At 73.9% G+C, this 20,346-nt stretch carries 15 protein-coding genes; 4 read left to right on the top strand and 11 right to left on the bottom strand.

Annotated elements, in window-relative coordinates:
* Window positions 1–97 precede the first annotated feature (97 nt).
* The 4 genes from ACICHK_RS30510 to ACICHK_RS30495 form a co-directional block, all read right to left on the bottom strand.
* Window positions 98–820, bottom strand: a complete 723-nt coding sequence (locus tag ACICHK_RS30510; RefSeq protein WP_406839368.1) for a 3'-5' exonuclease — start codon at window positions 818–820, stop codon at window positions 98–100.
* Window positions 821–926: 106 nt separating this feature from the next.
* Complete coding sequence (locus tag ACICHK_RS30505; protein WP_406839367.1) at window positions 927–2,165, bottom strand: SAV2148 family HEPN domain-containing protein; 1,239 nt, start codon at window positions 2,163–2,165, stop codon at window positions 927–929.
* A gap of 119 nt (window positions 2,166–2,284) precedes the next feature.
* The gene (locus tag ACICHK_RS30500; RefSeq protein ID WP_406839366.1) at window positions 2,285–3,601 is read right to left on the bottom strand and encodes a copper amine oxidase; all 1,317 of its coding nucleotides are present in this window, start codon (window positions 3,599–3,601) and stop codon (window positions 2,285–2,287) included.
* 56 nt (window positions 3,602–3,657) lie between these two features.
* Complete coding sequence (locus tag ACICHK_RS30495) at window positions 3,658–4,479, bottom strand: Tat pathway signal sequence domain protein (RefSeq protein WP_406839365.1); 822 nt, start codon at window positions 4,477–4,479, stop codon at window positions 3,658–3,660.
* Between the two features lie 179 nt (window positions 4,480–4,658).
* Between ACICHK_RS30495 and glgX the strand changes: the two genes are divergently transcribed.
* Both glgX and treY read left to right on the top strand, forming a co-directional pair.
* Window positions 4,659–6,767, top strand: coding sequence for a glycogen debranching protein GlgX (glgX, locus tag ACICHK_RS30490; protein WP_151473481.1), 2,109 nt, complete (start codon window positions 4,659–4,661; stop codon window positions 6,765–6,767).
* Window positions 6,768–6,887: 120 nt separating this feature from the next.
* Window positions 6,888–9,350 carry a malto-oligosyltrehalose synthase gene (treY, locus tag ACICHK_RS30485; protein WP_406839364.1) on the top strand — a complete coding sequence of 821 codons (2,463 nt, stop codon included), beginning with the start codon at window positions 6,888–6,890 and terminating at the stop codon, window positions 9,348–9,350.
* Here treY and ACICHK_RS30480 read toward each other — a convergent pair.
* Window positions 9,310–10,641: a cytochrome P450 gene (locus tag ACICHK_RS30480; protein ID WP_406839363.1), complete on the bottom strand. Its 1,332-nt coding sequence runs from the start codon at window positions 10,639–10,641 to the stop codon at window positions 9,310–9,312. The genes treY and ACICHK_RS30480 overlap by 41 nt on opposite strands.
* A gap of 491 nt (window positions 10,642–11,132) precedes the next feature.
* On the opposite strand from ACICHK_RS30480, the gene ACICHK_RS30475 reads away from it, so the two are divergent.
* Entirely contained in the window at window positions 11,133–12,383 is a 1,251-nt protein-coding gene (locus ACICHK_RS30475; RefSeq protein WP_406839362.1) for a M14 family zinc carboxypeptidase, read from the top strand.
* Window positions 12,384–12,412: 29 nt separating this feature from the next.
* Here the strand turns inward: ACICHK_RS30475 and ACICHK_RS30470 are convergent, their stop codons facing one another.
* A complete protein-coding gene (locus tag ACICHK_RS30470) occupies window positions 12,413–13,738 on the bottom strand; it encodes a M14 family zinc carboxypeptidase (RefSeq protein WP_406839361.1) in 1,326 nt (441 codons plus the stop codon).
* Window positions 13,739–13,986: 248 nt separating this feature from the next.
* The gene (locus ACICHK_RS30465) at window positions 13,987–14,556 is read right to left on the bottom strand and encodes a DUF1707 and FHA domain-containing protein (protein WP_151474808.1); all 570 of its coding nucleotides are present in this window, start codon (window positions 14,554–14,556) and stop codon (window positions 13,987–13,989) included.
* Between the two features lie 193 nt (window positions 14,557–14,749).
* Between ACICHK_RS30465 and treZ the strand changes: the two genes are divergently transcribed.
* Window positions 14,750–16,495: a malto-oligosyltrehalose trehalohydrolase gene (gene treZ, locus ACICHK_RS30460; RefSeq protein ID WP_406839360.1), complete on the top strand. Its 1,746-nt coding sequence runs from the start codon at window positions 14,750–14,752 to the stop codon at window positions 16,493–16,495.
* Between the two features lie 38 nt (window positions 16,496–16,533).
* On the opposite strand, the gene ACICHK_RS30455 is transcribed toward treZ, so the two are convergent.
* The 4 genes from ACICHK_RS30455 to ACICHK_RS30440 all read right to left on the bottom strand — a co-directional run bounded on the left by ACICHK_RS30455 (window position 16,534) and on the right by ACICHK_RS30440 (window position 20,246).
* Window positions 16,534–17,496, bottom strand: coding sequence for an aminoglycoside phosphotransferase family protein (locus tag ACICHK_RS30455; RefSeq protein WP_406839359.1), 963 nt, complete (start codon window positions 17,494–17,496; stop codon window positions 16,534–16,536).
* Window positions 17,497–17,559: 63 nt separating this feature from the next.
* On the bottom strand, window positions 17,560–18,684 hold the full coding sequence (locus ACICHK_RS30450) for an aminopeptidase P family protein (RefSeq protein ID WP_151474811.1): 1,125 nt from the start codon (window positions 18,682–18,684) through the stop codon (window positions 17,560–17,562).
* Between the two features lie 94 nt (window positions 18,685–18,778).
* Window positions 18,779–19,399 carry a LysE family translocator gene (locus tag ACICHK_RS30445; protein WP_406839358.1) on the bottom strand — a complete coding sequence of 207 codons (621 nt, stop codon included), beginning with the start codon at window positions 19,397–19,399 and terminating at the stop codon, window positions 18,779–18,781.
* 112 nt (window positions 19,400–19,511) lie between these two features.
* Window positions 19,512–20,246: a PDZ domain-containing protein gene (locus tag ACICHK_RS30440; protein ID WP_406839357.1), complete on the bottom strand. Its 735-nt coding sequence runs from the start codon at window positions 20,244–20,246 to the stop codon at window positions 19,512–19,514.
* Window positions 20,247–20,346 lie beyond the last annotated feature (100 nt).

The raw sequence follows: 20,346 nt of genomic DNA, 5'->3' as shown, positions 1-20,346 counted from the left end.
CCGGGTGCCCGCCGGGATGCCCCGTGCCCGCCAGGGACCGCCCGCGTCACCCGGGTCGGCCGGGTCCCCGGTGAGTGCGCCCCGGGGCCCGCTCGGGTCAGACGCGTTCGTCCGCCAGGTCCCGCAGCGGCCAGGTCCCGTCCACGACCGCGTCCGTCTCGCCCTTGCGGCGCAGGAAGGACTGGAAGTCCGCCGCCCACTCCGCGTACCACTCGATCTGCCGGCGGTGCAGCTCGACGGGACCGAGGGCCGCGACCTTGGGGTGGCGGTCGGCTATCGCACAGGCGAGCCGGGCGGCGGCGAGGGCGTCGGAGGAGGCGTCGTGGGCGGAGTCCAGGACCACCCCGTACTCGGTGCAGACCGCCTCCAGATTGCGCTTACCCCTGCGGTAACGGTCCACGGAGCGGTCGATCGTGTACGGGTCGATGACCGGAGCCGGGTCGATGCCGCCGAGCCGCTCGCCCAGCGACGGCAGTCCGTACCGCCGCAGCTCGGCGGAGAGCAGCGTGAGGTCGAAGGCGGCGTTGTACGCGACGACCGGGACCCCGGCGCGCCAGTGGCCGACGAGGACTCCCGCGATGGCGTCGGCGACCTCGGCCGCGGGGCGGCCCTCGGCGGTCGCGCGCTCATTGGTGATCCCGTGCACCGCCACCGCGTCGGCCGGGATCTCCACGCCCGGATCGGCCAGCCACTCGCGGCGGTCCAGCGGTTCTCCGCCCTTGACCTCTATCACGGCCCCCGTGACGATGCGCGACTCGCGCGGATCGGTCCCGGTCGTCTCCAGGTCGAAGCCGATCAGCAGCTCCTGGTGCCAGCCCATGGGCGGCCCCCCTTCTTCGTGGTGCTTTCCCCCAGTGGTTCCCACGATCCCATGAGCCACTGACAATCCCCGGGAACGCGTTCCACCGGGCCGGAGGGGACCGCCCTCAGGACACCGGCCGCGAATCGGCCCAGGCCACCTCGAATTCTTCACGATACGTGGGGAAAAGTCCCTCTTCGCCGATCTGGTCCGGTCTGAGCACCCGGCTCCCGCCGCGCAGCACCAGGACCGGCGCCTCCATGCCCCGCGTGCGGCGCAGATAGGACTGCACGACCGCGATGCCGTCCGAGCCGTCCCCGTCGACGAGGTACGCGGTGAAGCGGGGCGTCTCGTCGTAGACCTGGATCTCGAAGGCGTCCGGGTCGCGCAGCCTGGACCGCACGCGCCGCATGTGCAGGATGTTCATCTCGACCGACCGGCTCAACTCGCCGCGCTTGATCCCGAGTTCGCGCTCACGCCGCTTGACCGCGCTGGACGCGGGGTTCAGGAACAGCAGCCGGGTGCGGCAGCCGGACTCGGCGAGACGGACCAGCCGGCGCCCGGAGAAGTTCTGCACCAGCAGGTTCAGGCCGATGCCGACGGCGTCGAGCCGCCGGGCCCCGCCGAAGAGGTCCTCGGCGGGGAACTGGCGCAGCAGCCGCACCCGGTCGGAGTGCACACCGACGACGTCCGCGTAGCGGTCGCCCACGAGGTCCTCGACGGCGTCCACGGGCAGCCGGCGCGCGGAGGGCACGTCGCTGCCGGCGCCGAGGATCTCCAGGAGCTTCGCCGCGGCCCGCTCGGCCTGGTTCAGGACGGCCTCGGACAGGGCGCGGTTGCGTGACACGACGTTCCGTGTCACTTCCAGCTCGTCCAGCGCGAGTTCGACGTCCCTGCGTTCGTCGAAGTAGGGCTCGAAGCACGGCCAGTGCTGCACCATCAGCTCGCGCAGCTGGGGCAGCGTGAGGAAGCTCAGCACGTTGTCGTCGGCCGGGTCGAGCAAGTACCCCTTGCGGCGGCTGACTTCGCGCACGGCGACCGCGCGCTGCACCCATTCCTGTCCGGCCGGTCCCGCGGCGGCGACCACCCAGTCGTCGCCGTGGACGGGCTCGTAGACGGGCCGGAGAACAGCGGCCACGACCGCGCGCAGCCGCTGTTCCACCAGGTTCAGCCAGATGTAGGCGCGCCCGGCTCGCTGGGCACGCGTACGCACCTCGCCCCAGGCGTCGGCGCCCCAGTCCAGTTCCGGTCCGATGGATCCCATCTCCATCGGCCGCGCCAGTGACACCGCGCCGGGTGGGACATCTGTGGAGTTCCCCTCGTGACCCTCGTCACCAGGAGGCAGCTCCAGCCCTCCCGAGCCCACCCACGCACCGCCTTCCGCTCCCCCGAGCACTCCCCAGGGGCCAGGCCCCAATCAACGATCAAGGAAGGGTACTCCGGGAGCGGTGGACGATGCAGCCCGATGCACAGGTAGTTTCCCAACTACCTAGGTTCGACATGCCCGTTCTGGTCCGCCAGCTCCGCAGGAGTGAGCGGATTCATAGCGGTGACGTCACGCGGGGCGATGGAGAATCCCTGCCAGTGGACCGGCATCGGCTGCTGGTCCTCGTCCCGGGCGACGTGGTGGAAGCCCACGTTGACCCAGACCATGGGGTGGGTGAGCGTCTGCCCGTCGACCCACTTGTCGACGGATTTGCCGTGCCCGGCACCGCAGTTGCGCAGGTTGTCGCTCGCGAACTGCTCGCACTTGTTGTACTCGGTGAAGTAGACGTCGTGCTTGGTGAAGGGGCGACCGAGGTACTTGGTGGTCGCGCCCGGGACGATCTCGTACGAGCGTGCGTGGTTGTCCTTGTTCTTGCCGGAGTTGCTGACGACCCGCCACCAGCGCATGTTCTTGGCGTCGCCGGCGAGTTCCTTGCCGACCTTGGTGACCGTGGTCTTGTTGCTGGGGGCCTGCTGGCCCTGCGCGGGCGGGCTGACCACGGAGTCGTACTGCTCGACCTTCGCCTTGGACGATCCGTCCAGGCCGAAGTTGAGCCGCCAGAAGACGTTGTGGCTGTGGCTGGTGGCGTAGTCCTTGGCGCCCTTGCCCAGCGGCCAGCCGCGGCCGTCGCCCGCGTCGTAGTCGAAGGGCGAGAGGCTGCCGGTGGCGCCGACGTTCATGTTGATCGTGCCGTCGTCCTGGAACCGCCACTCGGTGATGTACTCGTACCAGCCGACCTTGTTGACGGTGTAGATCAGCAGGTCCTTGCCCTGCTTCTGGAAGACCTTGTTCCCGGTGTCGGCCTCCATCCGGTAGGCGTGACCGCGCGAACGGGTGGTGGTGCACAGGCCCTTGACGTTCGCGTGCTGCGGGTCCCAGGCCTCGGGGACCTTGACCGTCTTGATGGTGCCGCCGGGGCACTCGGCGGGGACCATGTCGACCAGGCCCTGGCCGAAGCCGGCGCCGGTCAGGTCGCTGTACTCGACCGAGCCGTCGTCGTAGGGGACGTCGATCTGGGCGAGCTTGGCGGTGCTCAGGACCTTGATCGGGGCGGCCTCGCCGGGAGGCTGGTACGAGATGTCCGACAGGACGAGCCCGGCCTCGCTCTCGTAGCTCCAGCACATCCGCCAGGTGGTGCCGGTGGCGAGCTTCTGTTCGATCTTGTAGGCGGCGCTGCAGTCGGCGGCCGGGGCGGGCGCGGACCGGGGCTGGGCGACGGCCGGTCCCGCGGCCGTCGTCGCTCCGGCGGCCAGGGCGAGCGTCGAGAGGCCCACGGCCGCCCGGCTGCGGGCACGGCTGTTTCTGTTGACGCGCATGAAGAGACGACTCCTTGCGGAAAGCTGTGACGGTGGGAAGGACAGGAGGGCGGCGCTCAGCCGAGCTTGCCGACCTTGCGGGCGCTCAGGTCGATCACCAGGTCACGGCTGTCGATCCAGGGCCCGTTCTTGACCTTCGGGAAGAGCCGGACGCACCGGTGCTCGCCGCAGGCGCCGAGGGCGGCGGGCTGGGCACCGGAGGTGGCGCGGTAGACCATGCTGTTGAGCGCCAGCTGGTCGGGCGAGGTGAGTTCCTTGCCGGTCGCGTCCTTGAAGTCGGCCTTGAGGCCGGCGCCGAGCGGATCGGCGATCAGCAGCTTGGCGGCCTCGGTCATCTCGTCCCGGCTGATCGGCGGCTGCACACCGTGCTGGACGCCCGTCTGCTCGACCTTCCCGGTGTCGAGGTCGACGGTCTTGGTGACGAGCGTGTCGTCCTTGTAGTCGTAGAACCTGATGTCGGCGCGGCGCGGCGCGTCCGGGTTGTCCAGGTCGGCCGTCTCGGGCTCGGCGAGGTCGACCCCGAGGCGCTGCGGTCCGCGCTCTCCCTCGACGTTCTCGCTGGAATTGAAGAGCTGCCGGTTCACCGCGATCCGCTCGGCGCGCCGCATCTCGTCGTCGGTCAGCGGGTCACGGCCCTTGCCCTTCTGCCCCTCGGTCGGCGCCCGCTCGACGACACCGGGCCGCACGGCGCCGCTCTGGCCGCCCTGACCGTCCTGCGCCGCCTGCTGCGCGGACCCGCCGCTCCCGCTCGTTCCGCCCGATTCCTCGGCCCCCGCCGACCCCGGAAGGGTGACACCGATCATCACGGCCGTCCCGGCCACCGCGATGGCCGCACCCGCCACCACCTTGCCCAGATGGCGGTGCACTATCTTGCGCACATTTCCCCCTACTCCCCCCGTGTCCCCAGGAGTCGTTCGAGTCCCACTGGTTCGGCATACGAGATATGCCTGGTCGCGGGGTAAGAGGGATGTAAGGCATGTGAGGTTCCATCACTTTCGGGGAGACTCGGCTCGGACTCGCCCCCCAGGGGCACGGAACTACTGGAAGAGTCATATCCATGCAGGTCTGGCCTGGCGAGGCGTATCCACTCGGTGCCACGTACGACGGCGCCGGCACCAATTTCGCGGTCTTCTCGGAGGCCGCCGACCGTATCGAGCTGTGCCTTCTGCACGACGACGGCTCGGAGACGGCCGTGGAACTGCGGGAGACCGACGCGTTCGTGCGGCACGCGTACCTGCCCGGCGTCATGCCCGGGCAGCGGTACGGCTTCCGGGTGCACGGGCGGTACGCGCCCGAGCGCGGGCAGCGCGCCAATTCCGCGAAGCTGCTGCTCGACCCGTACGCGCGTGCGATCGCGGGCTCCGTCGACTGGGGCGAGGAGGTGTACGGCTACCCGTTCGGGTCCCCCGACCGGCGCAACGACCTCGACTCGGCGCCGCACACCATGTCGTCGGTCGTGGTGAACCCGTACTTCGACTGGGGGGACGACCGGCGCCCCCGGACGGAGTACCACCACACGGTGATCTACGAGGCCCACGTGAAGGGCCTCACGATGCTGCATCCGGCGCTCCCGGACGAGCTGCGCGGCACGTACGCGGCCCTCGCGCACCCGGCGATCATCGAACACCTGACGCGGCTGGGCGTCACGGCACTGGAACTGATGCCCGTACACCAGTTCGTGAACGACCACCGGCTGGCCGACATGGGCCTCGGCAACTACTGGGGCTACAACACCATCGGCTTCTTCGCCCCGCACAACGCGTACGCCTCCTGGGGCGACCGGGGCCAGCAGGTGCTGGAGTTCAAGTCGGCCGTCCGGGCGCTGCACGAGGCCGGCATCGAGGTCATCCTCGACGTGGTCTACAACCACACCGCCGAGGGCAACCACCTGGGGCCGACGCTCTCCTTCAGGGGGCTCGACAACGCCTCGTACTACCGTCTGGCGGACGACCCCCGCTACTACATGGACACCACGGGCACGGGGAACTCGCTGCTCATGCGCTCCCCGCACGTGCTCCAGCTGATCATGGACTCGCTGCGCTACTGGGTCACCGACATGCACGTGGACGGCTTCCGCTTCGACCTCGCGGCCACACTGGCGCGCCAGTTCCACGAGGTGGACCGGCTGTCGTCGTTCTTCGACCTCGTCCAGCAGGACCCGGTGGTCTCCCAGGTGAAGCTGATCGCCGAGCCCTGGGACGTCGGCGAGGGCGGCTACCAGGTGGGCAACTTCCCGCCCCTGTGGACGGAGTGGAACGGCAAGTACCGCGACACCGTGCGGGACCTGTGGCGCGGTGAGCCGCGCACGCTGGCCGAGTTCGCCTCCCGGCTGACCGGCTCGTCCGACCTGTACCAGGACGACGGGCGCCGTCCGCTCGCCTCCATCAACTTCGTGACCTGCCACGACGGCTTCACCCTGAACGACCTCGTGTCGTACAACGACAAGCACAACCAGGCCAACGGCGAGGACAACCGGGACGGCGAGAGCCACAACCGCTCCTGGAACTGCGGCGTCGAGGGCGAGACGGACGACGCGGACGTGCTGGCGCTGCGGGCCCGGCAGCGGCGCAACTTCATCGCCACCCTGATGCTCTCCCAGGGCGTGCCGATGCTCAGCCACGGCGACGAGTTCGCGCGCTCCCAGGGCGGCAACAACAACGCGTACTGCCAGGACAGCGAGCTGTCCTGGGTGCCGTGGCCGGAGGAGGACTGCGAACTCCTCGCCTTCACGCGCGCGATGGTGTGGCTGCGCCGGGACCATCCCGTCTTCCGGAGGCGGCGTTTCTTCCACGGACGGCCGGTCCAGGGCACCCACGACGAGCTCTCCGACATCGCGTGGTTCACCCCCGAGGGCCAGGAGATGACCCAGCGCGACTGGGGGTCCGCGCAGGCCCGGGCGCTGTCCGTCTTCCTCAACGGCAACGCGATCTCCGAGCCGGGGCCGCGCGGGGAGCGCATCTGCGACGACTCCTTCCTGCTGATGTTCAACGCCTCCGACCAGCCCCTGGAATTCGTCGTGCCGGCCGACCACGGCCGCCGGTGGCAGGTCGTCGTCGACACCTCCCTGCCGGAGGGGGTGGCCCCGGGCACGGGCGCGAAGGTCACGGCCGGCGACCGGCTGCCCCTGGTCGACCGCAGCATGACCGTGCTCCAGCGGCCCGCCTAGGAAACCCTCGTCCCGTCCCGCGCGCGGGCTCCCGCCACGGACCCGCGCGGGACGGGGCCGTGCGTGCCCTTGTGCGGGCCGCGGCGACAGAAAGGCGGCCGAACGGGTACGTAGAGTCGCATGACACCTGAGCGCCCCGAACCGGCGATCGCGGACTCGGTCGTCCCCGGCCCGGTCGCCCCCGTCGTGCCGACCGCCACCTACCGGCTCCAGCTCCAGCCGGAGTTCCCCTTCCACCGCGCCGAGGCGGCCGTGCCCCACCTGGCCTCGCTCGGCGTCTCCCATCTGCACCTGTCCCCCGTCCTGGAGGCCGTCCCCGGCTCGAAGCACGGCTACGACGTGGTGGACCACGCGCGCGTGCGGGGCGAACTGGGCGGGGAGGAGGGACTGCGTTCCCTCGCGCGCACCGCGCGGGAGCACGGCCTCGGACTCGTCGTGGACATCGTGCCGAACCACATGGCGATGTCCCCGCGCCACAACCACGCCCTGTGGGAGGTGCTGCGCGAGGGTCCGGAGTCACCGTACGCGCGCTGGTTCGACATCGACTGGGACGCCCGGGGCGGCCGGCTGCTGCTGCCGGTGCTCGGGGACCGCCTCGGCGCCGAGATCGGCCAGCTGAAGGTCGACGGCGACATACTGCGCTACTACGACCACGTGTTCCCGCTGCGCGAGGGCACGGCGGGACTGCCGATGCCCGAGCTCCTGGACGCCCAGTGGTACCGCCCCGCGTGGTGGCGGCTGGCCCGCACCGAGCTCAACTACCGGCGCTTCTTCAGCATCTCGGAGCTCATCGGGGTGCGTGTCGAGGACCCCGAGGTGTTCGCGGCGACCCACGCGAAGATCCTGGAGCTCGTCGCCGACGGGGTGATCGAGGGGCTGCGCGTCGACCACCCGGACGGGCTGGCGGACCCGGACGCCTATCTGCGCCGGCTGCACGAGGCGACCGGCGGCCGCTGGACCGTGGTCGAGAAGATCCTCGCGGACGGCGAGCCGCTCCCGCCCGCGTGGCCCGTGGCGGGCACCACCGGCTACGACGCGCTGCGGCACGTCGACGGCCTCTTCACGGACGAGGCGGGCGCGAGCCGGCTGCTCGGCCGCTACCGGCGCTTCGCGGGCCCGGAGGCCGACCGGGGCGGCCACTGGGACAGCACGGTGCGCCAGGCGGCGTACAAGGTGATCACGCACGAGCTCGCCGCGGAGGCCGGACGGCTCACCCGCGAGGTGAGCGCGCTGTGCGCCGCCTCCCCCGACCCCGCCGCGCGCGACCACGCCCCCTGGGCCCTGGGCGCCGCGCTGCGCGAACTCCTGGTCCGGATGGAGGTGTACCGGACCTATCCGTCCACCGACGCGGCCGGGGCGCTCACGGAACGGGCCGCCGCCGAGGCCAGGTCCGCGTTCCGGGTGCCCGAGGAGGCGCACGCCGTGGATCTCGTACGGGACCTGCTGCTCGCGCGGGACGGCGACGGACCCGGGGAGGCCGCGTTCCGGGCCCGGTTCGCGCAGACCTCGTCGGCGCTGCGGGCCAAGTCGGTGGAGGACACGGCGTTCTACCGCTACGTGCCGCTGCTGTCGGCGAACGAGGTGGGCGGCGACCCGGGCCGCCCCGCGGTGTCCCCGGACGACTTCCACGCCTTCTGCGCGCGCGTGCAGCGCGACTGGCCCGTCGGCGGGACCGTCCTGTCGACCCACGACACGAAGCGCAGCGCGGACGTGCGCGCCGCCGTCTCCGTCCTCACCCAGTGCCCGGAGGCCTGGTCCGAGGTGCTGGCGGAGGTGACCCGCGAGGGGCCGGGGACGCCCGACCCGCAGATGGCGTGGGCCGCGTGGCAGACGGTGTTCGGCCTCGGCCCGGCCACCGGCGGGGACGGGCCCGGGGACGGGCCCGGGGTCTACGCGGAGCGCGTCCGGGACGCCCTGCTGAAGCACGTCAGGGAGGCCGGGACGCGCACCGCCTGGACCGAGCGCGATCCCGCGTACGAGGACGCGGTGGCGGCGTTCGTCACCGACGGGCCGTGCGGGCCCCCCGGACGGCCCGTGGCCGCCCTGCGGGCCTCGCTGGCGCCGCACGTGCGGGCGAACGTCCTGGGGGCCGCCCTGGTCCATCTGACGATGCCCGGGGTGCCGGACGTGTACCAGGGCACCGAGGACGAGTACCGGGCGCTGGTGGACCCGGACAACCGGGCGGCGTTCACACCGCGCGAACCGTCCGGAGAGAAGCCCGCGCTCACGGCCGCCGTGCTGCGGCTGCGGGCCCGGCGGCCCGACGTCTTCGGCGCCTCGGCGACGTACGCGCCGCTGCGGGCCGAGGGACCGGCGGCCGAGCACTGCGTGGCGTTCGCGCGGTCGGGGGAGGTGATCACGGCCGTCACCCGGCTGTCGCTGGGGCTCGCCGAGGCCGGCGGCTGGCGGGACACCGTCCTCGCGCTCCCCGGCGGACGGTGGGCCGACGTGCTCCCCTCCGGCTCGGCGGGACGGGAGTTCACGGGCCACGCGCGTGTGGCGGACCTCTTCGGGAGGTCGCCCGTGGCGCTGCTGGAGCGCGTCAGCGCGGACACACCGGAAGGGTCCGGGGAGAGCGGCTGACCAGACCCTCGGCCCGCGGCCGGGGTCCCGGCGCCCTGCGCAGGTCCGGCAGCACGGTCAGCAGGGCGCGCAGCCCGCTCTCCGCCGTCAGCCGGGCCAGCGCGGCGCCCGGGCACCGGTGCGGTCCCGAGCCGTACGCGAGGCCGCCCGGGTCGGCGCGGAAGACGTCGTAGCGGTCCGGGTCCGCGAACCGTGCCGGGTCGCGGCCCGCGGCGCCGAGCAGACACGCCACGGTGGCGCCCTCGGGCACCGGGCCGACCGGTTCGAGGGCCCGGCGGGCCACGATCTGCAGCGGCGGGTCGCGGCGCAGCGACTCGGCCCAGGCGGCACCCGCCAGCTCGGGCCGGGCGCGGACCAGGTCGAGCTGGCGCGGATGGTCGAGGAGGTTGGCGAGGAACGAGGCGAGGGCGCGCGCCGTCGTCTCGCCCGCCGCGCCCAGCACGGTCGCCGCGAGGCCGGTCACCGCCTCGTCCGGCAGGGGACGCCCGTCGGGACGGGCCGCGCACAGCGCGGACAGCAGGTCGTCACCGGGGTGGGCACGGCGGGCGGCGACGTGGGGCCGCAGATGGGCGGCGAGTCCGGGGTGGTGGCCGCCGAGGTGGTCGAGTCCCGTCCGGCACCAGGCGTGCACGCGCGCGGTGTCCTCGTACGGCAGTCCGAGCGCGGCGACGGCCGCGGCGGCGGGCAGCCACTGGCAGAACTCGGCGACGAGATCGGCCTCCTGGCGGAAGGCCAGGCGGCTCGCGAGGACGTGGGCGGTGCGCTCGACGCCCGCTCGCAGCGCGGCCGGCACCCGGTCCCCGAGCGCCTGGGACACGACGGCCCGGCAGGCGCCGCGGGCCGGTACGGGTCCGGGTGACGGCGGGACGAGCCGCGGGTCCGCGAGCGCGGCGCGCACATCGGCGTACCTGCTGATCAGCCAGGCGCCGAACGGCTCGTCGTGGACCAGGGGGAACTTTCCGCGCAGGGTGCGGTGGAGCGGGTGGGGATCGTCCTCCGTTCCCGGGTCGAGGAGGCTGGCCGGGGCGCCCCTGTGCACGGAAGGCCCGCGCGGCGGCGTGTACGGGCCGTACGGTGAAGGGCCCGACGGGGCGAGCGGGGCCGTCGGCGAGGGACACCCCGGCACGGGGACCGGCGCCGGACCCGCCGGGGACGGGCGCGGCGCGGCGGTGCCGGACCGCGGCGTCCGGGAGCCCACGAGCGCGGTCCCCGGATCACCGGTGGCGGAGGACGCCGGTGCCGGGCCCGCGGCCGGCGGGGGCGGCTCGCCCGCGACGTGCGCGGAGGTCACGCCCGCGGCCGTCGGTGGCCCGGCGTCGGCGGGCGAGGGCGGCGGGACCGGGGCCCGTGGGCCCGTGGGGGTCGCCGTCGCGGCGCCTTCGCCGGGAAGACCGTGTGGACACAGCACCGCGGGCCACCGCCTCGGGTCTGCGCGCCGGACCCGCGCGCGGTTGTTCCGAGTCGACCACCATCAGCCCGCGAGCGCAGGTCCCGTACACCCGGACGAGTGAATCGTGTACATCGCATCGATCCATCCGCCCGCGGCACGCGGGGACGCCGGCCGCCGTCTCCCGGGCGCCCGCTCCGGCGCGCCCGTCCCCGGTTCTCCGCAGGCCCGCGGGACGCGGTCCGTTCCGGCCGGGGAGGTCCGGGCACCCGCCGCCGCCCGTCGCCGGCGGAAAACGCCGGCCGGGGTCCGTCACGGCCGCGCCGACGCGTCCTTGACAGTTCTCCGAGACCGTGGAGTACTGCCAAAAGCGACGCAGGGCGGACAAGTCGGGGGTGAGTCATCTGCCGGAGTTGCGCTACCCCAGTGTGGCCGAAATCGTGTCGTCCGCCTCGGCGCTGGCGGCCCACCGGCCCGATCTGTGCGTCCTTCGGGAAGTGGGCGCCTCCCGCGCGGGAAGACCCCTCCACCTGCTGTCCGTCGGCCACTCCCGGCACGCGGTCCTCGTCGTGGCGGGGGCCCACGCCAACGAGCCGACGGGCGGTTCGACGCTGCTGTCGCTGGCCGAACGCGTGCTGTACCGGCGGGAGTTACGCAGGGACACCTCCTGGCACTTCCTGCTCTGCGCGGACCCCGACGGGGCGAGCCTCCATGCGACTCCCGCGCCCCGGACCCTCCTCGACTACCACCTGGGCTTCTTCCGTCCGGCCGGGCCCGAGCAGCCGGAGTGGTCGCCCTCGGTCCTGCCCCCCGACCGGCTGCCGCCGGAGACCCGGGCGCTGACCCGGGTCATCGACGAGGTGCGGCCCTACCTCCAGGTGACCCTGCACGGGACCGATCTGGGCGGCAGCTGGGTGCAGTTGACCAAGGACATCCCCGGTCTCGCGGAGCCGTTCGCCAAGTCCGCGGCGGAGCTGCGCATCCCGGTCGAGACGGCCGCCTCGGACGCCGCGGGCTGGCCCGCGTCCGGGCCGGGGGTACATGTGATGCCGGCGCCCGGCTCGGACGCGGCGTACCCGAGCATGCCGGACGACGCCCGGCACAGCACCTGGTACCACGCCCACCGGTACGGCGGTCTGACGGCCGTCGTGGAGGTGCCGATGTGGGCCAGCGACCTGGTGGACGATCCGGCGCCGCACCCCGCGCCCGCGGCCGCGATGCGACGCCTGGCCGACCGGCTGGTGGCGGACGCGGGCCAGGTGGAGGCGGTGCTCGAACGGGCCCTGCCCCGGCTGCGGGGGCCCGACGGGCCCCTCCTGCGGGCCTCGAAGTGGGCGCTGGCCCTGGTGCCGGGGCTCGCCGCGGACTGGTCGCAGCCGCTCCCCGTGGACACGACGATGGCGTACGTGGGAAGTGTCGACGCGTTCGGCCGGCGGATCCCGCTGCGGGCCGCGTCGATGCTGCTGCGCGTCCTCCGGGAGGCGGGCGACCGCGAGGCGCCGCGCCTCGAAGAGCTGGTCGCCGGTTGGAGCGACTCCTTCGCGGAACGCTTCCGCGCGCGCTGGGTGCCGCTGGAGAACCAGGTCGAGCACCAGGCCCGTACGGTGATGGCGGCCGCCCGCCACGCCCGCGACGGCACCGTCTGACCCGGCGCGGACCGCCCGGAGGGGCGTCGTCATTCCCGGTGTGTCGGCACCGTGGCCTGCGCGGGCCGGCCGGAGTCGCCCGAACGGGGACGTGCGCCGGTGTGCCGCCCGGCGAGTTCGAACGCGGAGAGGACGACACGCGCCTGGTACTCGACCTGGCGCGCGACCGGTATCCAGCGCGCCCCGCAGCCGTCGCGGTAGTCGGCGCACCACGCGTCGATCAGCCGGTCGAGCTCGGGCAGCGCGCCGCACGGGTCCTGCCCGGAGGCGGTGACCAGCTGGTGCAGCAGCCCGGCCGTGCGCAGCGCGACCCGGCGCCCGGCGAGGCGCAGGGCGGTGAGCCGGGCGGTGTCGAGCGGCGGCAGGGCCCGTGCCCCGGTGTCGCGCGCGTCGGGGTCCCAGGAGTCGGCGAGTCCGGGGCCGACCAGTAAATAGTCGTCGACGGGCGCGAGCAGACAGGTCACGTCCGGGGAACCGCCGAGGCCGGGCCGCACCCGGGCCAGGACGTCCTCCAGGGTCCTCGTGTCGTGCCGCAGCGCCCGGCTGACGGAGCGCAGCACCGCGTCGGCGTCGGCGGGACGCGCCCGGTCCTCGACGGCGCCGACACCCCACATGGGCGCCTCGACGATCGCGGTGACCGTGCCGTACGGCTGGGGGTGGAACCAGGTGGAGTCGACCGCGGCCTCCGTGATGGCGGCGGCCAGGTCTCCCCGGCGCGGCGGCGGGACGCGGTAGACGGCGGGGCCGAGCTCCGGCCAGTACAGGGTGTCGTAGGGGCCGAGTTCGCGCGGGATGCCGAGGCGGGCCGCGCTGTGCGCGATGCGCCGGGAGAGGCCGGGCAGGTCGCGGGTCAGCTCGACGAAGGCGCCGCCGACGTCGACGCCGTGCAGGGAGCACTGCAGGAACGGCCTCAGCTCGTCCTGGAGGGCGAGCAGGACCCGGGTCTCCGGCAGGGCGGCGCCGTCCGGGCCGTCGGGCAGCCATTCCGGCTGTTCGAGGAAGCCCGGCCGGAAGAAGTGCCGGAAGTAGTGACCGAGGGTGTAAGGGCCCTGGAGCCAGGCCTCGTTGCGGCGGGAGCCGTCGGGGTCGAGGCAGAGCAGCAGGTTCCAGGTGGCGTCCGCGCCCTCGGTGAGGCGGGGGTCGGCGAGCGCCCGTTCGGCCAGTCTGAGCGCGGTCGCGCCGCCCACGGGTTCGTTGGCGTGCGGTCCGGCGACGACGAGGACCTGGCGGCTGCCGTGTCCGACGGACAGGAGCAGCATCGGCGTGCCCGCCCGGGAGGTGCCCACGCGGCGCAGCCGGGCGTCGCCGGGGCGCCGGGCGACGAGCGCGGCGGCGCGGACCCCGAGTTCGTCCACGGTCGGGTAGCGGCGGAGGGGCGGCAGAGCACACCTCCACTCGTACGGTGCCGTCGTTTCACCTGATGTACACGAAGTACACACAGTCAGTCACGACTTCGGGGGCGCGTCAACACCGCCGGGGCGAAAGGATGTTGCGGGATCCGGCGGGTGGGCCCGCTCTCCGGGCGCGCTCTCCGGGCCCGCTCTCCGGGCGCGCCCGGACTCCTCGGGCAGCCGGGAGGCGGGCAGCCGGGAGGCGACGCGGCTCAGGCCGCCGAGGCGAGGCGGAACATCATGCGGCCGAAGCCGACCTGGTCGCCGTCCTTCACGACGGACGCGCCGATGACGCGCCGGCCGTTGACGGTCGTGCCGTTGGTCGAGCCGAGGTCGCGCAGCACCCACACACCGCCCTGCCGGCGCAGTTCGGCGTGCACCCGGGACACCGTCTCGTGGTTGAGGCGCAGTCCGCTGGCCGGGTCACGGCCGATGCGCAGCGGATAGGCGTTGCCCGGATCGGGCAGTTGCAGCTTGGGCAGCCGCTCGGCCTGCCAGGCCCGGCGCAACCGGACCGAGAAGCCGGACACGGCCTCCACGGTGCCGAACACCACCTTCGCCCAGCGCCGCCCGGCGGGCTCGTCGCCGTCGGGCAGGTCGGCGGTGAGCACGGCGAGTTCCTCGGACCGGCGGGCGGACAGGACCAGCTCCATGCGGCGGACGAACGTGTCGTGCGAGAGGCGGCCGAGCGCGACACCGTCACGGAGGGACTTGAGCGCCCGGTCGCGCTCCGCGTCGGACAGCCGCGCGGGGTACGGATGGAACTCGAAGGACGACGTCACGTTCGTGATTGTCGGCCAGTAACCACGGAGTGTCCAGAAGACCCGGAAACGGCTGGTGGGACCGGGTGCGGCCGTTCGCGCGACCGAAAGGCGGGAGACACGCGGCAAAAGGGTGGATCCGTAAGCGAATTGATCTCCCGTGGAGCACCATGGACGGGCTGGGTCACTGCGAGCCGACAAGGGGGAAGCGTCCATGCGATTCGAGGTGTGGGCACCGCGGGCCGACCGGATGACGCTCCATTGCGACGGTGCCACGCGCGCGTTGGACCGTGACGCCGGGCGGACCGGATGGTGGACGGGAGAGGCGGAGGCGGCGGAGGGGACCCGGTACGGGTTCGCGGTGGACGACGGTCCCGTCCTGCCCGATCCCCGTTCGCGCCGCCAGCCGGACGGCCCCGACGGACTGAGCGCGGTGGTCGACCAGGGGCGGTACGCGTGGCGCGCCGACTGGCCCGGACGTCCGCTGCCGGGCGCGGTCCTCTACGAGCTGCACGTGGGTACGTACACGCCCGAGGGCACCCTGGACGCGGCGGCGGACCGGCTCGGGCATCTGGTCGAACTGGGCGTCACGCACGTCGAGTTGATGCCGCTGTGCCCGTTCCCCGGCCGGCACGGCTGGGGGTACGAGGGCGTCTCCCTGTGGGCCGTGCACGAGCCGTACGGAGGTCCCGAGGCGCTGAAGCGCTTCGTCGACCGGGCGCACGAGCTGGGCCTGGGCGTCGTCCTCGACGTCGTGCACAACCACCTCGGCCCGTCCGGCAACCACCTGCCCGCGTTCGGGCCCTACTTCACGGACACCCACCAGACGCCCTGGGGCTCCGCGGTGAACCTCGACGCGCCCGGCTCGGACGAGGTGCGCGCCTACCTCGTGGGCAGCGCGCTGGCCTGGCTGCGCGACTACCGGCTCGACGGACTGCGCCTCGACGCGGTGCACGCGCTGCGGGACACCCGGGCGGTGCACTTCCTGGAGGAGCTCTCGGCGGCCGTGGACGCGCTCGCCGGCGACCTGGGCCGGCCGCTCTTCCTGATCGCCGAGTCGGACCTCAACGACCCGCGGCTCATCACCTCCCGCGAGGAGGGCGGACTCGGGCTGCACGCCCAGTGGAACGACGACTTCCATCACGCGCTGCACACCACGCTGACCGGCGAGGCCCAGGGCTACTACGCGGACTTCGCGCGGGCCCCGCTCACCGCGCTGTGCAAGACGCTGACGACGGGCTTCTTCCACAACGGCACCTGGTCCAGCTTCCGCGGGCGTCATCACGGCCGCCCGCTCGACCGCGCGCGGGTCTCGGCGCAGCGGCTGCTCGGCTACACGCAGACGCACGACCAGATCGGCAACCGCGCCCAAGGGGACCGGCTGTCGGCCTCCCTGTCCCCCGGACTGCTGGCCTGCGCGGCCGGGCTGACCCTCACCGCGGCGTTCACGCCGATGCTCTTCATGGGCGAGGAGTGGGGCGCCGCGACGCCCTGGCAGTTCTTCACCGATCACACCGACCCGGAGCTCGCGGAGGCCGTACGGCGGGGCAGGCGGCGGGAGTTCGCGGCGCACGGCTGGGCCGAGGAGGACGTGCCGGACCCGCAGGACCCGGCGACCCGGGACCGCTCCTGCCTCGACTGGTCGGAACCCGGGAGGGAGCCGCACGCGCGCCTGCTGGCCTGGTACCGCGAACTGATCGCGCTGCGCCGGAGCCAGGCCGACCTGTCGGACCCCGATCTCGCGGCGGTCCGGGTCGCCCACGACCCGGGAGCCCGCTGGATCGCCGTCCGGCGCGGGGACGTCCGGGTCGCCGTGAACCTCGGCAAGGGCCCCGCGGCGATTCCCCTCGGCATCCGCCGCGTGCTCGTCCTCGCGGCCTGGGAGCCGGTCGAGGCACCGGGAGCGGACGGGATGCTGCACGTTCCGGGCGAGTCGTGCGTGGTGCTGACCCAGGCGTGAGGGCCCACCCGCGGCCGGGAAGGGCCGGCCGCGCGCCCCTACGGCGCCTCGCCCGGCCCTTCCCGCAGGTCCGTGACCCGCTCCAGCAGGATCGACTCCCAGGCCCGCCCCAGCTGGGCCTCCAGGAGCGGAAGCCGTCCGGCATCGCCGCCGTGGAGGCGGCCGGCGAGCCGGACGACGGTGTCGCAGCGGGCGAGCCACAGGCCGCGCAGGCAGGGGCGGGCCCCGTAACCGGCGAGGGTGGCGGCGCGTACGGCCGCGGGGGCGCCGACGGCGACGGCCAGCCCGGCGATGTCCTCGGCCGGGTCCCCGATCACCGTGCCGGTCCAGTCGAGGACGCCCCGCACCCGGCCGTCGGGGCTGACCACGAGGTGTTCGCCCAGGAGTCCGTGGTGCACGAGGACCGCGGGGCCGGTCTGCGCGCCGAGCTGGACGGCGGCGGGCTCGGCGAGCTGGTCGAACCGGGCGGGGTCGAACTCCTCCGCGGGAAGACGCCCGGCGGCCCGTACGGCGGTGGCCCGCAGCGCCTTCAGGGAGCGCGGCGGGGTCCGCGGCACGCCGAGGGTCTCGGCCTGCCGTACGGGGACCTCGCGCAGCCCGGTCAGCAGGTCCGCCAGGTCGGCCTCGCCGAGTGCCGAGACGGTCTGTTCCTCGCCGGAGACGCCGGGCACCCTGGTGTCCAGGGTGTAGCTCAGTCCGCCCGCCCACTCGCCACTCGCCACGCTCATGGGGACGGCGCCCCCGACCAGGGGGCGGACCAGATCGCGCAGCCGCAGCTCACGGCGCTGGCGCAGGGAGGCCTCGCGGTCGGGGGCGAGCCTCAGCACATGGCGTCGGCCCACCCACCAGGTGAAGTGGCCGCCCTGCTCGCGGACGGGCCGCACCTCCGGTCCCGGACCGGGCGCGGTGTCGTCGGAGAGCAGGGAACGGACCAGTCCGCGGACGGCCTCGGGGGTGGGTGCCGGTGCGGGTTCCGGTGTCGATGTCGGTGTCGGGTTCATGGTCGCGCCCTTGTCGTCCGGGGGCGGGGGCGAAGGGGGTGCCGCGCGGTCTGCGGGCGCACGTCAGTCGACGATCACCATCTCGCGGGAGGTGTTGTTGAGCCGGCGTCCGCCGTCCTCGGTGACCGTGACGATGTCCTCGATGCGGACCCCGAAGCGGCCGGGCAGGTAGATCCCCGGTTCCACGGAGAAGCACATGCCGGGGACCAGGGGCTGTTCCTCGCCCTCGACCATGTAGGGCGGCTCGTGGGTGGTGACGCCGATGCCGTGCCCCGTGCGGTGGATGAAGTACTCGCCGTACCCGGCGGCCTCGATGACGGCGCGCGCCGCGCGGTCGATGTCCTGGCAGGCGGCCCCGGGCCGCACGGCGCGGAAGCCGGCCTCCTGGGCCTCGCGCACGATGTCGTGGACCTTGCGCTCCTCGTCGTCCGGTTCGCCGACGTGGACCGTGCGGGAGGTGTCGGAGCCGTAGCCGTCCTTGAGGCCGCCGAAGTCCAGGACCACCATGTCGCCGTCCTCGATCACGCGCTCGTCGGCCTCGTGGTGGGGGTTGGCCCCGTTGGGCCCCGAGGCGACGATGGTGAAGTCGACCTGGGAGTGCCCGAACCGGCGCAGCAGCTCGGCGAGGTCTCGGGAGACCTCCGACTCCCTGCGGTCCGCGAAGCGGACCTTGCGGATCTCCTCGAACGCCTGGTCCGCGGCGGCTCCGGCGGACGCGAGCCGCTCCAGCTCGGCCGCGTCCTTGACGGCCCTGAGCATCGGCAGGACCTCGGTCAGGGCCGAGTAGCGGGTCGCGGGGAGCCGCTTCTGGAGGCCCAGCAGGTGCAGGGCCCAGCCGTTGTCGCTGATGCCGAAGCGGCCGGCGCGGCCCATGAGGGGTTCGGCGGCCGCGTAGGGGTCCGTGCCGTCGGCCCAGTCGTACAGCGTCAGCGCGGACGCGCCGGCCGACTTGGCCGCGTCGGGTGCCTCCAGGACGGGCACGACGAGGGCGGGGTCCTGTCCCGCCCGCAGCACCAGCAGGGTGAGCCGCTCGGTCTCCACCGGGCGGTACCCGGTCAGCCACACCAGGTCGGGCCCCGGCGCGACCAGGACTCCGTCGAGCCCGGCATCGGCCGCGGCCTCGGCGGCGCGCCGCATACGGGCCTCGTAGTCGTCGGCGGTGAAGGGCGCGGGTGTGGCGGCGGTCATCCATGCCTCCGTGTGTCCGGAGTTCCCCAGAGGGCTACGGCAGCATCCTGCCCCTCCGGTGGGGTGTGCGCGAGCCGGTCGCGGCCGCCCCGGGTCAGCCCTCCAGGGCGAGGCGGGCCCCCAGGAGCAGCAGGACACCACCGGAGACCTGCTCCAGGCGCCGGCGCACGCCCGTCCGGGACAGCACGGCCTTCATCCGGCCGACGAACCACACGTAGACGCCGTAGTACCCCACCTCGTAGACAGCCCAGAGCGCGGCGAGGCCGAGCATGGCGGGCAGGTGCGGGGCGCCCTCGGGCACGAACTGCGGCAGGAAGGACATCGCGAAGACGGCCGCCTTGGGGTTGGCGAGGTTGAGCAGCAGACCGCCCCGGTAGGACGCCCAGGCGCTCTTCTCCGCGCCCTCCCAGCCGCCGTCGGCGGCCCCCTTGGAACGGCGTGCCTGCCACAGCGTCTGGACGCCGAAGCCGACGAGCACGACGGCGCCGACGACGCGCATGATCCCGTACGCCATCTCGGAGGCGGCGAGCAGGGCGGTGAGGCCGAGAGCGGCGACGGCGCCCCACAGGAAGACGCCCGTCTCGTTGCCGAGCACGGTCATGAAGCCGGACCGCCTGCTGCCCAGGGACCGTTTGATGATCAGAACGGTGCTCGGTCCGGGGGAGGCCGCGATCAGGGTGCAGGCGCCGAGGAAGGCGACGAGGGTGCTCAGCATGCGGCCATCGTGACGGGCCGCGACTCCGTTGACCAGCCCTTTTCCCCGGGGATCGACGAAGGGGACCGACGAAGGGGACCCATGCCCGCGGGACGGCCCGGACCGGGGCGCCTCAGGTCGCGGTGCCGGGGACCGCGGACAGGCGCCCGCGTCCGCCGTCCGCGTGGCGCACGCGCAGGGTGACCTCCCGGCCCGGCCGCGCGTCCGCCACCGCGCGCGCGAGGTCGGCGGCCGAGGTGATCCCGGTCCCGTCGAGGGCGAGCAGGACGTCGCCGCGTACCAGGCCGGCGCTGTAGCCGGGACCGGGGAGGTGCACCCCCACGATCAGCGCGCCCCCGCCGCCGCCGGGGGCGTCGACGGCCTCGATCCCGAGGGTCCCCCGTGCGGCCGGCCCCTCGGACTCCCGCGGCCGGACCGGACGGCCGCTGCCGGACTCCGCCGTGGAACCGGTGACCCGCGCCGCCGCGGACCCCGCGGACGACGGCGCCGCGGGCCCGGCGGACCGCGGCCCGGCGGACCGTGGTGTTCCGGAACCGTCCGGCCGCCGCGCCCCGGAGCCGGCGGAGGGATGCCCCGGCAGCCCGGCCGCGGCGGCCTCCTTCCGGAGGTGCGCCAGTCCGTGCACGCCGATCACGGTCGCGCCCACCGCGCCGAGCCCCACGCCGGACAGGACGAGGACCACGGCGGCCGACACCCCGAGCAACAGGGTGACCAGTCGCCGGCCACGACGCCGCGCGGCGCCCGGAGGCCGGATTCCGGCGAGCGGACGGGCACCGTCCGTGGGACGGGGGCCGCCGCCCGGCTCCCGTCCCGGCATCGGCTTGGGCCGCAACGTGGTCTGTTCCATGGGTCGCCTCCGGCAGATGTTCCACGGGCCGCTCTCGGCTCATGCCCTACCCATCGCTCCCGCCAGCGACGATCCCCCAACGAGTGAGACTGCGGCCCCC

Origin of the sequence: Streptomyces sp. AHU1, from assembly GCF_045343905.1 — a bacterium.
Classification (GTDB): Bacteria; Actinomycetota; Actinomycetes; order Streptomycetales; family Streptomycetaceae; genus Streptomyces; species Streptomyces triticiradicis.
The sequence above is the reverse complement of the archived record's forward strand: the minus strand, read 5'-3'. Positions and strand labels throughout refer to the sequence as shown.